The organism is Arthrobacter sulfonylureivorans (assembly GCF_047607445.1).
Taxonomy (GTDB): domain Bacteria; phylum Actinomycetota; class Actinomycetes; order Actinomycetales; family Micrococcaceae; genus Crystallibacter; species Crystallibacter sulfonylureivorans_A.
This window is the reverse complement of record NZ_JBLKRT010000110.1, coordinates 1-370: the sequence shown is the minus strand read 5'-3', so window position 1 is coordinate 370 and position 370 is coordinate 1. Positions and strand designations below refer to the sequence as shown.

The 370-nt window shown below is 71.4% G+C and carries 1 protein-coding gene; it reads left to right on the top strand.

Going from position 1 to position 370, the window contains the following annotated elements:
- Positions 1-370: hypothetical protein (locus ACMX2H_RS19010; RefSeq protein ID WP_414962844.1), on the top strand; the 370-nt coding region annotated here is incomplete at both ends.

The following is a 370-nucleotide window of genomic DNA, read 5'->3' as shown; positions in this document are numbered from 1 at the left end:
CGACCCGTACGCGGGCCTGGACGTTCCGCCGGCCCCGGACGAGGAGCTGGATCAGGGGAACCGGGCGTACCGGGAGGATTTTGAGCCCCGGGACCTGGATGACGTGCTGGACCGGCCGCCGGGGGTGGGTGCGGTGCCGGCGGAGTTCGCCGAGCTCGCGAACCTGCCCGAGGGGTGCTTGCTGCCGGAGGGCTTGTTTGAGTCGAAAGCGCACGCGGACTATTACGCCGAGCGCCTCGAAACCCTGGTGGCGGGGGCGGACCCGGCGGTGCTGCTGGCCATGCTGACCGGTTCCGGTACCGGCGGGCTGGGCTATCAGGAGACGGTGGAGCATCTGGCCGCGGTGCAGCGGGTGCGGTGCTGGCTGGAT